General features: G+C 62.7%; 14 protein-coding genes, 1 other RNA gene and 1 riboswitch. Of the genes, 9 read left to right on the top strand and 6 right to left on the bottom strand.

Annotated features, from left to right (window positions below):
- Nucleotides 1-238: 238 nt before the first annotated feature.
- From KWO_RS04015 to KWO_RS04025, 3 genes are all read right to left on the bottom strand, one after another.
- Nucleotides 239-1,897 carry a PA domain-containing protein gene (locus tag KWO_RS04015; RefSeq protein ID WP_010381866.1) on the bottom strand — a complete coding sequence of 553 codons (1,659 nt, stop codon included), beginning with the start codon at nucleotides 1,895-1,897 and terminating at the stop codon, nucleotides 239-241.
- Nucleotides 1,890-2,312: a post-PEP-CTERM-1 domain-containing protein gene (locus KWO_RS04020; protein ID WP_017112786.1), complete on the bottom strand. Its 423-nt coding sequence runs from the start codon at nucleotides 2,310-2,312 to the stop codon at nucleotides 1,890-1,892. Before KWO_RS04020 ends, KWO_RS04015 begins: the two co-directional genes overlap by 8 nt.
- A 107-nt stretch (nucleotides 2,313-2,419) precedes the next feature.
- Complete coding sequence (locus KWO_RS04025; RefSeq protein WP_235047225.1) at nucleotides 2,420-2,629, bottom strand: hypothetical protein; 210 nt, start codon at nucleotides 2,627-2,629, stop codon at nucleotides 2,420-2,422.
- A 312-nt stretch (nucleotides 2,630-2,941) separates the two neighbouring features.
- Between KWO_RS04025 and arsC the strand changes: the two genes are divergently transcribed.
- The 3 genes from arsC (at nucleotide 2,942) to def (ending at nucleotide 4,246) form a co-directional block, all read left to right on the top strand.
- A complete protein-coding gene (gene arsC / locus KWO_RS04030; RefSeq protein ID WP_010381861.1) occupies nucleotides 2,942-3,364 on the top strand; it encodes an arsenate reductase (glutaredoxin) in 423 nt (140 codons plus the stop codon).
- A 252-nt stretch (nucleotides 3,365-3,616) separates the two neighbouring features.
- Nucleotides 3,617-3,692: non-coding RNA, sX9 sRNA (locus KWO_RS04035), on the top strand.
- 38 nt (nucleotides 3,693-3,730) lie between these two features.
- A complete protein-coding gene (gene def / locus KWO_RS04040; RefSeq protein ID WP_010381859.1) occupies nucleotides 3,731-4,246 on the top strand; it encodes a peptide deformylase in 516 nt (171 codons plus the stop codon).
- A gap of 234 nt (nucleotides 4,247-4,480) precedes the next feature.
- Here def and ettA read toward each other — a convergent pair whose 3' ends face one another.
- Nucleotides 4,481-6,142, bottom strand: a complete 1,662-nt coding sequence (gene ettA / locus KWO_RS04045; protein WP_010367724.1) for an energy-dependent translational throttle protein EttA — start codon at nucleotides 6,140-6,142, stop codon at nucleotides 4,481-4,483.
- Nucleotides 6,143-6,366: 224 nt separating this feature from the next.
- Between ettA and KWO_RS04050 the strand changes: the two genes are divergently transcribed.
- Entirely contained in the window at nucleotides 6,367-6,864 is a 498-nt protein-coding gene (locus KWO_RS04050; RefSeq protein WP_010381857.1) for an RcnB family protein, read from the top strand.
- A 122-nt stretch (nucleotides 6,865-6,986) separates the two neighbouring features.
- Here KWO_RS04050 and KWO_RS04055 read toward each other — a convergent pair whose 3' ends face one another.
- Nucleotides 6,987-7,202 carry a hypothetical protein gene (locus KWO_RS04055; RefSeq protein ID WP_010367714.1) on the bottom strand — a complete coding sequence of 72 codons (216 nt, stop codon included), beginning with the start codon at nucleotides 7,200-7,202 and terminating at the stop codon, nucleotides 6,987-6,989.
- 1,155 nt (nucleotides 7,203-8,357) lie between these two features.
- Between KWO_RS04055 and KWO_RS04065 the strand changes: the two genes are divergently transcribed.
- From KWO_RS04065 to ribD, 5 genes are all read left to right on the top strand, one after another.
- Nucleotides 8,358-10,673 carry a TonB-dependent receptor gene (locus KWO_RS04065; RefSeq protein ID WP_010381854.1) on the top strand — a complete coding sequence of 772 codons (2,316 nt, stop codon included), beginning with the start codon at nucleotides 8,358-8,360 and terminating at the stop codon, nucleotides 10,671-10,673.
- A 178-nt stretch (nucleotides 10,674-10,851) separates the two neighbouring features.
- On the top strand, nucleotides 10,852-12,105 hold the full coding sequence (glyA, locus tag KWO_RS04070; RefSeq protein ID WP_010381852.1) for a serine hydroxymethyltransferase: 1,254 nt from the start codon (nucleotides 10,852-10,854) through the stop codon (nucleotides 12,103-12,105).
- A gap of 102 nt (nucleotides 12,106-12,207) precedes the next feature.
- The gene (gene nrdR / locus KWO_RS04075; protein WP_003490311.1) at nucleotides 12,208-12,732 is read left to right on the top strand and encodes a transcriptional regulator NrdR; all 525 of its coding nucleotides are present in this window, start codon (nucleotides 12,208-12,210) and stop codon (nucleotides 12,730-12,732) included.
- A complete protein-coding gene (locus tag KWO_RS04080) occupies nucleotides 12,729-13,214 on the top strand; it encodes a GNAT family N-acetyltransferase (RefSeq protein WP_017112785.1) in 486 nt (161 codons plus the stop codon). The genes nrdR and KWO_RS04080 overlap by 4 nt, the downstream gene beginning before the upstream one ends.
- Entirely contained in the window at nucleotides 13,211-14,320 is a 1,110-nt protein-coding gene (ribD, locus tag KWO_RS04085) for a bifunctional diaminohydroxyphosphoribosylaminopyrimidine deaminase/5-amino-6-(5-phosphoribosylamino)uracil reductase RibD (RefSeq protein ID WP_010381849.1), read from the top strand. The genes KWO_RS04080 and ribD overlap by 4 nt, the downstream gene beginning before the upstream one ends.
- A gap of 54 nt (nucleotides 14,321-14,374) precedes the next feature.
- Here the strand turns inward: ribD and KWO_RS04090 are convergent, their stop codons facing one another.
- Nucleotides 14,375-14,998 (bottom strand): hypothetical protein, encoded by a 624-nt coding sequence (locus tag KWO_RS04090; protein ID WP_010367703.1) that lies wholly within the window; start codon nucleotides 14,996-14,998, stop codon nucleotides 14,375-14,377.
- A 219-nt stretch (nucleotides 14,999-15,217) separates the two neighbouring features.
- A riboswitch (FMN riboswitch) is annotated at nucleotides 15,218-15,393 on the top strand.
- Nucleotides 15,394-15,441 lie beyond the last annotated feature (48 nt).

Raw genomic sequence — 15,441 nt, forward strand, 5'->3', positions numbered from 1 at the left:
CTGATTACGTGGCAGATCCTCCGCATCGCGGTGATCGTGCGGAGCAGTTCTGTGCAGTGGGCCAAGGGGCAGCTGGATGCCTATGCATGGCCTCCGCACGCTTGATGGCCACGCCTTCTTTGTCGCCGCAGCGTTGCATCGATGCACTCGCCTGCACTGAACAGCACGAGTGCGAATAAACAAACGGCGCCTTGCGGCGCCGTTCGCATCACACAATCTCACACACCACGTTTATCGCTTACGGACGCACCTTGGTGGCGCAGACGAAGACCGCTGCCTGTTGCACGCGGCTGATCACGCCCTGGCTCTGCAACTCGCGCGCGTGTTCGTCCATGCAGGTCAGGTAACCCAGGCGGTTGCCGACGTTCTGCGTCTTGCACAGGCTGCTTTCGGCAGACACGTTCGCACCGGGAATCAGGCCGCCGGTCTCCACCGTCGGGACCAAGGTGTTGCACGTGCCCAACTTGGCCGGCCCGGTGTTCAAGGTCCAACCGATGTCGGCAAACAGCGCCGCGGTCAGGTCCAAGTTGACATGCGCCTGCACTTCCGGCGTGTTGAACGGCTCCATCAAGGCATTGGGCTGCAGATCGGTATCGAAGTGCGAGAACGTCGAACCGCCCGCCACGACGCTAGGCGAGTACAGCCGCGTGCGGCCTGCGCTGTCGGTGCCCTGTAGCAGCTGCGGATCTTCGTACAGCGCGGCGACCACCGCAGTGCTTCTCTTCAGGCGCTCGCCATCGGCCTGCGAGACCATGATGGCGGGGATGGTGATGTCGGTGATCGGCGGTGCTGCGTTGCCCATCGTCTGCACATCGGCCGCGTTGTTGGCGACGATGACGCCTACCGCGCCATTGAGCTGTGCATTCTTCACCTTGATCGCGAACGCGCAGGTGCCGCGGTCGATCAGCGCCACCTTGCCGGCCACATCGGCCGCATTGACGAACGGGGTTTCGCAGCCATCGCTGGCCGATGCGGCGGCCACGCCGTCGTTGACCGTCACCACCGAACGCGCCGGAAAATTGGCCGCCGTGGCCAGCGGACCGAAGCTGGCAAAGCCCACTTCGAACTTGCCCGCAGCGCTGGCCGGTGCGGTGACGCGTAGCAGCGTGCGCGGATCCAGGATCAACGCCGCCTCGCGGTTCACGCGCGTCCCGGCCCATACCGTACGGCCGGGCGTGCGCATCGCTTCGGCGCGCATAGCGTTGGTCATGGTCGGGTCGTCGAAGCGCTTGTTCTGAACGTTGTCGTAGGCCTGCGAGGTGTAGACGTCGGTCAGGCCGCTGCCCGAACCCAGCACGCCGGTGGTCTTGTTGAGAAAGCCCGCCGCGCCCAGACCATGGCCGATCTCATGCATCACCACGTTGAGGAAGTTGATCTGGCCTTCGGGTGTCTTGCCGTCCAGACCCAGATACCAGCCCGAGCCGGCCAGGCAATCGTCCTTGCCCAGGTCGCCGTTGAACTGCGAAAATATGTCGGCCGGATCGGCCGGATCCGGCACCAGGTCCTGCCCGGCGATCGCATCGCCAAGCGCGGACGGGTACAACGTATTGACCTTGGCACCGGGGAAGTTGTTGACGATCCAGTTCGGGCCGGCCTGGCCCAGCGTGCCGCCGGTGGCGGTACAGGTCAGCCGTGCGAACGAGGCATGCACCTTGATCTCGACGTTGCTCTGCAGCACCGCGCCCCACAGGTCCATTGCGTACTGGTATGCGATGCGGCGTTGCTCACCGATCGAGCGCCCCGGATTGCCGCCCAACGGCGAGGCAGCGGTCGGGTCGTTCAAGCCGACCACGGTGCCGGCATCGCCATTGATCAGCGTGACATTGGCCGCCGATGCATGCAGCGGTGCCAGTGCCGCAGCCACGGCCAGAGACAACAGCAACAAGGGCTTATTCATGCGGCAGCGCTCCGTGCTCGGCGTGGGCGGGTTGGGTGGTATCGGCGTCTTCGCTGTGTTCGATGACGATGCTTCCGTCGGCCTGGCGGGTTGCCGTCAGCGAACTCATTTGGGTGGCCGGCAACTTGCGCGCCACGGTGCCGTTGGGCAGGCGACGCTCGGTAGTGCGTGCGGCCGCTTCGGTCTGCGGAACCGAGGTGCGTGCGGCGCTGCGGGCTGCGGAGTTGGCGGCGGCGGCCTGCTGCTCCAGCGCCGCGCTCTCGGCGTCGGTCAGCGGGCGCAACTTGCCGGTGGTGGGATCGATACCGACCTTGGAACTGCTGGTGGCCGTTTCCTGCGCTGCGGCGATTGCCGGCAGGCACACGAGACACAACAGACCGGACAGCATCCATCCGGGCTTGCGAAAGCTCATCATCGTTGGGGTTTCCTTGGGTCTAACAGGGGAAGACGCCGTGCTGACACTGGCGCTCGGGAGAAATCTTTCCATTCAGTCTATTCATGACTGAATCATGAATCCGGCACTTATGTCAATCTTTTGACGCATTCGCCGACGAGTGCGAGGCCGGAACCTGAAAAGTCATCGACGGGCTTGTGGACTGGGGATTTCTTGGGCCCGGTACCGCTGAGTCGCTCGGAGCCAGATAGATTGTTGGCGCGGCCGCGGGTGCAGGCATAGGCATAGGCATAGGCATAGGCATAGGCGCAGGCAGGCCAGGCCACGATCGTGGTCACGCGTTGGCACAGTGCCAAGCTGGCTCAGCCAAGCAGCCCGCTGCTTTAGAAGGGCCGATGCTCCGGCAGGCATCAACTGCGCTTCTCTCCCACCGGGAGAAGGTGCCCCGAAGGGGCGGATGGGGGTACGGGCGCAGCCTCCAGAGGCATGTCACACCAGCGGCCTTCCCTGGCGTCGTCACCCAACCCGCTAACGCGCACGCGGTCAGCGCTCGGCATACCCACAAGGCCACTCGTACACTGGCCGCTCTCAGCGCCGCCCGACGCCAGTCGACGGCAGCGCGCTACATCCTCAGTCAACCCTAGACCACCATGCACGCCGTCATCTACCACAACCCCGGCTGCGGGACGTCCCGCAATACCCTTGCGCTGATTCGTCATGCCGGCGTCGAACCGCAAATCGTCGATTACCTGCAGCACCCGCCAAGCCGCGAGACGCTGCAGTCGCTTATCGCCGCTGCCGGCATCACGGTTCGCGAGGCCATCCGCCAGAAAGGCACGCTATATCTGGAACTGGGGCTCGACGATCCTGCCCTGGACGACACGGCATTGTTGAGCGCAATGCTCGCGCACCCGATCCTGATCAACCGCCCATTCGTACAGACCCCGCGCGGCACGCGCCTGTGCCGCCCCTCCGAACTGGTGCTGGACCTGTTGCCGCCAGCCACGCAGGGCTTCGTCAAGGAAGACGGCGAGCGTGTGCTGGACGAGGCGGGGCAACGCATCCGCCGCTGACATTGTCAACCGGCGCGCGCAGCCGGCATTGCGCTTGTCACGCTGGTTGCAGCGTTGGCGATTAGACGGAGTGCGCTCATCCATGGGGTATCCGTTCGGCGGCTCGTAGGGCTATCAACCACTGATCAGCAGGTTGCTGCACATGCCGTCTGCACGCATAACATGCCGCTGTGTGAGTGACTAACGAGGCGGACTGTACCCACCGCGACGCGCCTCGAGCGCTACTCGGAGGAGGCATGCACAAATGCCGGCACCTACCACTCGTACACTGCAGTTCTCGCGCGCTGTTTATAGCCGGCTGAAGACTGCTCGCTACGTGTTGTCAGCCACTCTAAACTGCACGTCACGATCTTCAGGAGCACATGCATGATTCGCGACATTATCCGCATGGGCGACAAGCGCTTGCTGCGTGTGGCGCCACCGGTCACCAACCTGGGCAGCGCCGAGTTGCACGCGCTGGTGGCCGACATGTTCGAAACCATGGACGCTGCGCGTGGCGTCGGTTTGGCAGCGCCGCAGATCGCGGTGGATCTGCAATTGATGGTGTTCGGCTTCGACGCCAGCGAGCGCTATCCCGAAGCGCCTGCGGTACCGCGTACGGCCCTGGCCAACGCACAGATCGAACCACTCTCCGAAGAGATGGAAAACGGCTGGGAGGGCTGTTTGTCGATCCCCGGCCTGCGCGCAGTGATTCCACGCTATCGCTACATTCGGTACCGCGGCGTTGCACCCGATGACAGCCCGATCGCGCGCGAAGCCGAAGGTTTCCACGCACGTGTGGTGCAACACGAATACGACCACCTGGTCGGCCGTCTGTATCCCTCGCGCATCGAAAACTTCGACACCTTCGGTTTCGAAGACGTGCTGTCTTACGACCTGTAATACATTTCTATGGTCTGTCGTTGATGGACCAAGGCATGTACAGGGCGCATCCCGGTAGGCAGCAAGCATGCGCGCGGGTAGTGCACTTGCAGGAACCATTAGCTGCGGGGCGCCTCAAGATACATCGCGATAGGCAAACGCCGCTCGGCAAGACAGGCCCATCGCCGGCGCCCAGTCGCCAAGTAGAGAATAAAAAAGGTGCCTTTCGGCGCCCTTTTTTTGAACGACGACAACTTACTTCAGCGCCTTGAAGCGCAGACGCTTCGGGCCGGCGTCGTCGCCCATGCGGCGGCGCTTGTCTTCCTCGTACTCGCGGTAATTGCCCTGGAAGAACTCCACGTGCGAGTCGCCTTCGAAGGCCAGGATGTGCGTGGCGATACGGTCCAAGAACCAGCGGTCATGCGAAATCACGAAGGTATTACCGGGGAATTCCAGCAACGCATCTTCCAGCGCACGCAGGGTTTCGATGTCCAGGTCGTTGGACGGTTCGTCGAGCAGCAGCACGTTACCGCCCTGCAGCAGGGTCTTGGCCATGTGCAGACGACCACGCTCACCACCGGACAGTGAGCCGACCATCTTCTGCTGGTCCTGGCCCTTGAAGTTGAAGCGACCGATGTAGGCGCGCGACTGGATCTCGATGCCGTTGATGTTGAGGATGTCCAGGCCGCCCGCAATTTCCTGGAAGACGTTGTGGTTGCCTTCCAGCGCGTCGCGGCTCTGGTCCACATAGGACAGCTGCACGGTGGGGCCGACTACGATCTCGCCGGAGTCCGGCTTTTCCTGGCCGGTGATCATCTTGAAGAGAGTCGACTTACCGGCACCGTTGGGGCCGATGATGCCGACGATGGCGCCCGGCGGCACGATCATCGATAGATTGTCGATCAACAAGCGGTCGCCGAACTTCTTGGAGACGTTCTTGAACTCCATCACCGCGTTACCCAGGCGCTCGCCCGGCGGGATGAAGATCTCGTTGGTTTCGTTGCGCTTCTGGTAATCGACCGACTGCAGCTCTTCCAGGCGAGCCAGACGTGCCTTGCCCTTGGTGCGGCCGCCCTTGGCGTTCTGGCGCGACCATTCCAGTTCCTTCTGGATCGCCTTCTGGCGTGACTTTTCCTGGTTGTCTTCCTGCTTGAGGCGCTCGTCCTTCTGGGTCAGCCAGTCGGTGTAGTTGCCCTTCCACGGAATGCCGCGGCCGCGGTCCAGTTCCAGGATCCATTCGGCAGCGTTGTCGAGGAAGTAGCGATCATGCGTCACCGCCACCACGGTGCCGGTGTAGCGCGCCAGGAACTGCTCCAGCCATTCCACCGACTCGGCGTCCAAGTGGTTGGTCGGTTCGTCGAGCAGCAGCATGTCCGGCTTCTGCAGCAACAGGCGGCACAGCGCCACGCGGCGCTTTTCACCACCGGACAGCTTGCCGACAATCGCTTCCCACGGCGGCAGGCGCAGCGCATCGGCGGCGACATCCAGCTGGTTTTCCAGCGTATGTGCATCGCCGGCGGCCAGGATCGCTTCCAGGCGCTCCTGTTCCTTGGCCAGCGCATCGAAATCGGCGCCTTCTTCGGCATAGGCCAGATACACCGCATCCAGCGCGGCCTGTGCCTGCAGCACGTCGCCCACGCCTTCTTCCACCGCTTCGCGCACGGTGTGCTCAGGATTGAGCTGCGGTTCCTGGGCCAGATAACCGACCTTGATGCCGGCCTGCGGGCGGGCTTCGCCCTCGAAGTCGGTGTCCACGCCGGCCATGATCTTCAGCACCGTGGACTTGCCCGCGCCGTTAAGGCCGAGCAGGCCGATCTTGGCGCCTGGGAAGAAGCTCAGCGAGATGTCCTTGATGATCTGCCGCTTGGGCGGGACCACCTTGCTGACGCGGTTCATGGTGTAAATGTATTGCGACATGGGTGCTCCGGGGACGCAGGCAGCCCGCCGGCCAAGGCCGGGGGCGGCGAAAAAGGGATTGCGTCGATTATACGGGCAAGTGGCTTGGCCCGCGGCGGCGCGCCTGCAGCTAAACGACACCTTGCTTCCGACCTGAATAGGCTTTTTCGTAATCGATTCCAGCAAGAATGCGTTAAGGCGGCCAACCTCTTAATGAAATTACGACACCGCGAACAGGAGCTGTCATGAACCGCAAACGCATCGTTACCGCTGTGCTTTCCTCCATCCTGGCGTTGGGTGCCTTCGCACCGTCTGCGTTCGCCGGGGATTGGGACCGCGACCACGATCGCCGCGGACATGACCGCGACCATGGCCCGGATCATCGCCGCGACTGGCGCGACGATCGCCGTGACGACCGCCGCGAGTGGCGTCAGGACCGTCGCTACTACAGCAATGGCTACCGCGAGGGTTATCGGGACGCGCGTTACCAGGACCGCCGCTACGACCGCAATCGTGTCTACGTCTATGACCGCCCTGGGTACTACCGCCCCGGCCCGCCGCCGCGTCCGTACTGGGCCCGTGGCCAGCGGTATCACGGCCCGGTCTATGTGGTGAACGATTACGACCGCTATGACCTGCGCCGGCCACCGTACGGCTACCGCTGGCAGCGCGACGACCGCGGCAACCTGCTGTTGGTCGCCATTGCCACCGGCATCATTGCCGACCTGGTGCTCAACAATTGAGCGTGTCCGTCAACCAGGGCGGCTAGGCGCAGCCGCAGATTGGTAACGGCGACAGGGCGTACTTCGGTACGCCCTGTCGCATTGTGGCAGCCCGCCTGACACGCCTCGACTAACCCATGGCTTCACCAGCGCACACTGTCGCGCGTGTTGTTCGATCGAAAGGACATCCTGCAGCACATGGTGGTGTTGGTGCCTGCTGCAATGGCCGAGCACCTGTGTGAGCCGGCATAGGAGGCATTGCTGAAGCGTTGGCGTGCGGCATCGCCCAAGTTCGCCGGCTCTGTCGGCATCGCCACGAGGCTCACACCGTTGAGCATCAGTTCAAGCGCTTCGGTCATCTGCAGGCTCGGAAGCTGCGCTTGGGTTAGTGCAGTAGATGGTCTGCGCCGGGCAACGACCATCTTTTACTTGTCTATGTCCTAGAAGACAGTCGGCTCAGCGAGCGCTGCTGCGCCTGTACCGGCAAACCTGCTGGAGCCGTCACTGTCGGCTTGCTGCTTCCGGCGCCAGCTTGCGCCCCGCTGAACACCCAAACTTCTGTTCTTCAAGTACATCGCTCCTCTGACTGCGGGTGGAAAAGCCTTTATAGATGGGCACTCCGTTGCCGCGGCAGCTCAGCAGGATGGTGGTTCGACCTGACCGCCCTCGGTGTCAGAGTGCACTGGGCCAGGGCAATCCATCGGTCCAAAGGATCTGCACCGACGGACACGTTTTTCTGGCGCCACAGGTGTGCAGCAGTGCTGCTTGTTTCGCCTATTCCGGATCAGCGCACGACATGCTGTTCAGGCGCTCTTGGATCGTGCCGAGGGCTTAAGGGACAAAATTTGCCCACAGAAGAGGACAAGAAAATGGCATCGCATGCACTGGAGCGTCATTCGGATCGCAAAACGGGACATTCGAAGACTTCAGAGTCCGCAAGTCTGGCGGGAAAAATTTAGGCTGCCATCGGCCATGTGGTGTGTCGGAGGCGAGACTTCCATGCCGTAATCGGCGTCCGTCAAGACGCGCCCACCAACATGCCGCCTTCCTGATTCGCAAACGCTCGCCATCTGACCCCCCATGATCCTTCGCAACCCGTCATGCCTGACACGCCCATCCGGAATAGAACGGTTCCGGCGTCGATCTGGCCGGCAACGGCCGCATGCTGCACACCAAATTACCGGTTGGGGCAACTCTCGCCTGAAGCTCGGCACCGCCGGTGCGCGACGGCGTGGCGCGTTCTGCTGTTCCGGCGGATGAAGATATTCGATGCCACCGGCACGTCGGGCTGCTTAGTCCGGGACATTGGGCGCGTGGACGACTCGAACAGGGCGGGCACTTTGTCCAACTGCGCAGACCTGGACCACCATCTGAAAGATGGCGACGCCCGAGTCAACGGACAGCAGTTGCAAGCACTCGGGCCATGGACGCGGCCCGAACGTTGGTCCGCGACTGCGCGTGCCGACGCGACAATGGCTTGACCAGATACCTTCCCCCACACTGGCAATCTCCTCATGAACAAAGCGCTTCTTTCCGTGGCCGTGATGGCGGTGTTGTACGCGGCCGCCGCCGGCGCCTTCGCCCAGGACGCCGCCGGCACCGACGCCGTTTCGCGCGGCAGCCTCACCACGACCTCCAACACCACCAACTCCAACGCCACTCAACGCGCGCTCCAGCTCGACGCGGTCAAGGTGACCGGTAGCTCGGTGTCGCTAGGCAGCGGCAACATGGAGGTGCAGTACGCGCCCAAGGCCGTGTCCACCATCAGTCGACAGGCCGTCATCAGGGGCGTGACCGGCGCCAACTTCACCCAGATGCTATCCAGCATCCCCGGCGCGATCTCGGCCACCAACGACATGACCGGCCTGAGTGACGGCAACTTCACTGTGCGCGGCTTCCCCGCCGACGAGGTCGGCGTGACCCTCAATGGTGTGCCGCTCAATGACTCGGGTGATTACACGATGTATGCCAGCGAGTACGGCGACACCGAAAACATGGGCGACATCACCGTCGAGCAGGGCTTTCCCGACGTGAGCTCACCGGTGATCGGCGCAGCCGGTGGCAACATCGCCTGGGTCAGCGTCGATCCAACCGCCAATGCCGGCTTGGACTTGAGCCAGAGCTTGGGTAGCAATAACTACAAGCGCACGTTCCTGCGCTACAACACCGGCGACAGCGGACCGGTCCGTTCGTGGTTCTCCTATTCGAACAACCAGACCGACCATTGGCGCGGCGATGGCCAGTCCACGGTGAACAAGATCGACGCCAAGTCGGTGTGGACGCTGGGCGACGGCGACGCGATTACCGGCGCGTTGCAATACACGCGCCATGTCAGGAACGACTACCGCAACCTCACCAAGGAGCAGATCGCCGTCAATGGCTACGACTTTGGCTATGTCCAGTCCTACAAGTCGGCCGACGCCAGTGACTGGGTCGGCACCCGTACCAATCCGTTCCGCAGCTGGATCGCCAGCCTCGACGGTGAGTTCACACTGAGCGACAGCCTGCACCTATCTGTGGTGCCGTACTTCGTCTACGGCTACGGCGGCGGCGGCTACGGGTACGCCAGTACCTATGTGTTCTACACCTTCGACACTTTCCGGCCAGGCATCCACGTCAAGTTCAAGCAGGACTTGGGCATGCGCGACAGCCTGGAGTACGGCATGCTGGTCGAGCGCCCGCGTGAGCAAGGTTCGAATGTCTTCCTTCCGGCCGACCCGCAGGGCCACCCCGCCGATGTCTGGGGCCATGACAGCCGCTATTACTACAAAAATGCCAACGGGAGCCCGCAGGTCGCCTATCGCTTCTACTCGACCACGCCTACCTACCGTGCTTTCGCCACCAACACCTGGACGCCCGACGACCAGTGGACGCTGACCGTTGGTGGCGCCTATACCTGGGTGCAGCGCAAGGGCTGGTATTCGACCTGGCCGGGCGCTGACCTGGGCATCGATCCGACCACGCCGGGAAACAGCTCGCTGTACGCCTCCGGCGCTAATACCTATAGGAAGTTCACGCCGACGGGGGGCGTCAAGTTCCAGCTCGACGAGCAGAACCAATTATTCCTCGGAGTGGGAAAGGCTTACCGCGCGCCAATCAACACGTCCGCGCTGTACGATTTCTGGAATGCCGCCTATGCCAATGCTATCGGTTCGCAGACATCGATCAGCGATGCCGAACCCGAGCAGTCGCTGACCGCCGATCTGGGGTGGCGCTACTACGGCGACAATCTGAGCACGGTGTTCGACCTGTACGCGACCAACTTCGAGCACAAGCAGTTCAGTGGCGCCGATCCGGTGACCCGCGCTCCGGTCTACTACCAGCTAGGCAGCGTGCAGATGCGTGGTGTCAATACCGAATTGAGCTACAAGTTCGACGACCTGTGGTCTGTGTATGCCTCCTATGCATACAACAAAAGCGAGATGAAGAGCGATGTCGCGCTTGGTGCCACCACCTATGCCACCGACGGCAAGACACTGGTCAACGCACCGAGGAACGCGGGATATGCTTCCATCAACTACACAGGCCATGCCCTGTGGGCCAGCCTGAGCGTTAATGCGCAGAGCAGGATCTGGGGCACATTCCTCAACTCAGGTGGCTCGGACGCTGCTGGATTTGCCACCGTCAACCTCAACAGCGGCTACAACTTCGCTGACATCGGCAACCTGAAGAAGCCTTACCTGAAGGTCAACCTGTTCAACTTAGGCAACCGTAAGGCGCTGATGTTCTCGGCGACCACGGCACTGGACACCACGGCCTCGGCAGCGACCTGGCAACTTCTGCAGGACCGCACGCTGATGGTCACATTCGGCGGATCGTTCGCGCTGTAAAGCGCCACGGCGCAGGCACGGGCTTGCCTGCGCCTGCGTCTGCTTGCAGGCAGCTGTCTTCGGACCTGCTGGGGTTGACGTGATTTCGGCCCCGGCCTCGTGCATGGCATCTCACCTCAAAGGGTGCAACACGCTTTAAACTATGCGCCTGCCATCTGTCCATTCCTCTGGAGACCTGATGTTCTCGCGCGATGTCCGACTGGAAACCTACGACCCCGAACTGGCTAAGGCCATCGCTGCTGAAGCCGGCCGCCAGGAGGATCACGTCGAGCTGATCGCCAGCGAAAACTACTGCAGCCCCCTGGTGATGGGGGCCCAGGGCAGCCAGCTGACCAATAAGTACGCAGAAGGCTATCCGGGCAAGCGCTACTACGGTGGCTGCGAATTCGTCGATATTGCCGAGCAGCTGGCGATCGACCGCATCAAGCAGGTCTTCGATGCCGACTATGCGAATGTGCAGCCGCACAGTGGTTCGCAGGCCAATCAGGCGGTGTATCTGGCGCTGCTGCAGCCGGGCGACACCATTCTGGGCATGAGCCTGGCGCACGGCGGCCACCTGACCCACGGTGCCAAGGTCAACGTCTCCGGCAAGCTGTTCAACGCAGTGCAATATGGCGTCAACGAGCAGGGCCTGATCGATTACGAAGAAGTGCAGCGCCTTGCGACCGAGCACAAGCCGAAGATGGTGGTGGCCGGTTTCTCTGCGTATTCGCAGAAGATCGATTGGGGCCGCTTCCGTGCCATTGCCGACAGCGTGGGTGCCTATCTGTTCGTGGACATGGCCCACATCGCTGGCCTGGTGGCCGCTGGGGTGTATCCCAGCCCGATGGAACATGCGCACGTGGTGACGTCGACCACGCACAAGACGCTGCGTGGCCCGCGTGGCGGCATCATCGTGGCAAAGGGCGCCAGCGAAGAGTTGCAGAAGAAGCTGCAGTCGATCGTGTTCCCCGGCATCCAGGGCGGCCCGCTGATGCACGTCATCGCCGCCAAAGCCGTCGCGTTTAAGGAAGCGCTGGAGCCGGCGTTCAAGACCTACCAGCAACAAGTGGTCAAGAATGCTCAGGCCATGGCCAATACGCTGATTGGGCGTGGCTACAAGATTGTCTCCGGCGGTACCGAAAACCATCTGATGCTGGTCGATATGATCGGCCGCGACGTCTCCGGCAAAGATGCCGAAGCCGCGCTGGGCAAGGCGCACATCACCGTCAACAAGAACGCCGTGCCCAACGACCCGCGCTCGCCGTTCGTTACTTCCGGCCTGCGCCTGGGTACCCCGGCAATCACCACGCGCGGTTACAAGGAACAGGACAGTATCGATCTGGCCAACTGGATCGCCGACGTGCTCGACGCCCCGACCGATGAGGCGGTGTTGGCGAAAGTGCGTGATGCAGTGACCGCGCAGTGCAAGAAATATCCTGTGTATGGCTGAGATGCCGGGATTGGAGATTGGTGATTTGGGATGCGCTAACGGCGTGTCCTTGTTTGTGCTGTTGCCAATCCCTAATCCCTAATCTCAGATTCCGGACGCCTGATGCATTGCCCCTTCTGCCAGCACAACGACACCCGCGTGATCGATTCGCGGGTGTCCGAAGACGGCACGACGATTCGTCGCCGCCGTGAGTGCGAGGCGTGCGGCGAACGTTTCAGTACGTTGGAAACGATCGAACTGAAGCTGCCCACCGTGGTCAAGAGCGATGGCGGACGCGAGGCCTTCGATGCACGCAAGCTGCGCACCAGCTTCGATCGCGCGCTGCAGAAGCGGCCGGTGGCCGAGGAACAAATCGAAGCGGCAGTGCGTGCAGTCGTGCATCAGCTGCGCATGTCCGGCGAGCGCGAAGTGGGCTCGCTGCGCGTGGGCGAATACGTGATGGTGGAGCTGCGCAAGCTCGATCATGTTGGCTATGTGCGCTTTGCCTCGGTGTATCGCAGTTTTCAGGACGTGGCCGATTTCCGCGAGGAAATCGAAAAACTCGAACGCGAACTGCCGGTCGGCAGCGAACAACTGCCATTACTGGAAGCGGCACTGGAACGCGCCGGCAAACCCGGCAAGCGATGAGCGCGATGCGCATCGCCTGCGTGGCGGAAACGCCAGCGTATCGGCCTGAGATTGCGCAAGCGCATCTGCAGGCCTTCGGCACGCTGCTGCCGGAATGGAACCTCGATGAGGCGCTGAGCGAATTGCGCAGCCATACGCGCGATGGCGTCATCCCAACGACCTGGGTGGCACTGGGTGAGACGCAGTGGCTGGGTTCGGTGAGCCTGCTCGAAAACGACGATGCACGCATTCGGCAATGGTCGCCCTGGTTGGCGTCATTGTACGTGCAGCCGCAGGCGCGCGGGCAGGGCATTGGCGAGGCGCTGGTGGCGCATTGCGTGCAGGCCGCTGCGCGCCTGGGCGTGCCGTTGCTATACCTGTATTGCCAGCCGGAATTGATGCCGTTTTATCAACGGTTGGGGTGGCAGACGCATACCAAATTCTTGCTGGGCCCGATGCACATCGTGGTGATGTGCATCGGGCCGGGAGCAGTCACGCAATGAGGGAGATCGCGACGGCCGCGAGTGCCGACGACCACCGCTGGATGGCGCAGGCATTGCGCTTGGCCGAGCGCGGCGCCTACACCACCCGCCCCAATCCGATGGTGGGGTGCGTCATCGTGCGCGATGGCGTGTGCGTGGGCGAAGGCTTTCATCAACGTGCGGGTGGCCCGCATGCTGAAGTCTTCGCGCTGCGTGCGGCCGGTGAGTTGGCGCGCGGCGCCACTGCGTATGTGACCTTGGAGCCATGCGCGCATTACGGGCGCACGCCGCCGTGTGCGTTGGCATTAATCGATGCAGGCGTAACGCGTGTGGTCGCGGCGATGGCCGACCCGTTTCCGCAGGTCAATGGCGGTGGTTTTGCGTTGCTGCGCGATGCCGGAATCGAGGTGCTGAGCGGGGTGATGCACGCCCAGGCGCGCACGCTCAATCGGGGATTTCTGTCGCGGGTAGAGCGTGGCTGGCCGTGGGTAAGGATCAAGCTCGGCGCCAGTCTGGATGGACGCACCGCGTTGGCCAGCGGCCAATCCAAATGGATTACCGGTGCCGATGCACGTGCAGACGTACAGCGCTGGCGTGCGCGTGCCTGCGCGATTTTGACTGGTGCTGGCACGGTGTTGGCCGACAATCCGTCGATGACGGTGCGGCTGGGCGATGACACCGCGTTCGCGCCACCGCTGCGTGTGGTACTGGATTCCGGCTTGCGCACGTTGGCGTGCGCCAACATTCGCGATGGCGATGCCCCGACGCTGTATCTGCATGGCGATGCTATCGCGGCAACTGCGCTGAATGGTGCGGAATTTGCGGCACTGCCGCTGAGTGCTGGACGTTTCGATCTGGCTGCAGTGCTGGCGTTGCTGGCCAAGCGCGGCATCAATGAAGTACATGTGGAAGCCGGGGCCACGCTGAGCGGTGCGCTGCTGCAGGCGGGGCTGGTGGACGAGCTGCTGATCTATATGGCCCCGGTGCTGCTGGGCGACACTGCAAGACCCTTGCTTGCTGGCCTCGGCATCGAAACGCTGGCACAGCGCTACGAATTGCAACTCCACGATGTGCGTCAGCTTGGGCAGGATCTGCGCTTGCGCTACGCGCCACTCGCGGTGGGGTGAGTGCAAAAAAAAGGCCCCGCATGCAGGGCCTTTTTTATTCATGCACGATGCCGATCAGAAGCTCGCGCGCACGCCGACGCGGTACTGATTTGCGTCGTCGATGAATTGGGCTTCGCCAACCAGGCCCCAGGTCTGGGTGAAGTTCACCTGGCCACCCAGGGTGCCCACGAACTCGCCCTTGTCCACGTCGCTGCCATCGATGTAGCCGGCCTTGAGCCATGCTTCGGTACGCGGCGAAGGCTTGCCACGCAGGCCGAGGTTCACCCAGCCCAGGGTGGTGGAGTCGGAGCTACTGCCCAGCGAACGGCCGCGCTGGCGCAGGTCCGCATCGACCTTGGTACGCAGCGCGCTGATGTCGGCGATGAACTCGACGTGCTCAGTCATTTCCTGGCGGTAGCCGATGCCGGCGTTGGCCTGCGTCAGGGTGCCGTCGATCGTGAAGTCGGCGCCGAGGTTGTAGTCCTTGGTGGCGCGCTGGTAGCCGGCGAAGACGTAAACCGGCTGGGCGATCTGCCAGGAACCGCGCAGGTAGCCCCCGTTGATGCCCTCGTTGTCATCATTGACGTTGAAGTCGGTGCGGTTCCAGCCGCCTTCGACGTAGGTGTAGCTCAGGCCCTCCGCAGAGGCGGCAAACGGTGCGGCAGCCAGCAGGGCAGCCAGAATCAGGGTGTTGCGCATTGGATGGTTCTCTCCGAATTGATGTCCGTGTCTCCACCCCATTGCGAGGTGGAAAAGAACGACGTCTCCCGTCGCCGCGCGCAATTTAACAGCTTCTTCACAAAGCTGGCTATGGGGAGTTTCCTGACACGACACAGCGTCCTGCCAGCCTTGTCTGACGCTCAGGCATTGCGCGGATGCGCACTGTTAAACTGCGCCGGCCGGTTCGCCGGCACTTACGAACGTCTTCAGGGCGGGGTGCGATTCCCCACCGGCGGTAGGCATGCGCACGCATGTGAGCCCGCGAGCGCTTCGTCGCGACGGTTGGCGCTGCAGGTGCCGGGTATCGCGCGAAGGTCAGCAGATCCGGTCCGATGCCGGAGCCGACGGTATAGTCCGGATGAAAGAAGACGGCCACCGCGCAGCCTTGCGGCTGTGCGCGCGCCTGTTTGCTTTGCCTTGCG

The organism is Xanthomonas vasicola pv. musacearum NCPPB 4379 (assembly GCF_000277895.2).
Taxonomy (GTDB): domain Bacteria; phylum Pseudomonadota; class Gammaproteobacteria; order Xanthomonadales; family Xanthomonadaceae; genus Xanthomonas; species Xanthomonas vasicola.